1 pseudogene is annotated in these 307 nt (G+C 38.1%); it reads right to left on the reverse strand.

What is annotated here, in order from left to right:
- Positions 1-307, reverse strand: a pseudogene (locus tag KEM60_RS16245) (hypothetical protein); the annotation flags it as partial.

The following is a 307-nucleotide window of genomic DNA, read 5'->3' on the forward strand; positions in this document are numbered from 1 at the left end:
TTTTCTTGGCGTTTCAGTTGTTCGAGTTCTTGTTTGTACTTCTTCTTATAGCCTGGTTTTACTTTCTTTTTCGTATTGCGCTTTACTTTATGCTTTACTTTTTGAGTAATATGGTCATCCTGTTTTTGACGCAATTGTCGTGTATTGTGCGCTTTGATTGGCTTAAATTCGCCATCTTTAATATCGACATTTTCAAAGAGATAGCCTTTGTTTTCGATAGCCGCAATTAAACCAACTTCTTCAGGTGTATAAAGTGTTATCGCCACACCTTTATAATTCCCTCTGCCTGTACGACCAACACGGTGCG

Source organism: Austwickia sp. TVS 96-490-7B (assembly GCF_019331795.1).
In the GTDB taxonomy this organism is placed as follows: Bacteria; Actinomycetota; Actinomycetes; order Actinomycetales; family Dermatophilaceae; genus Austwickia.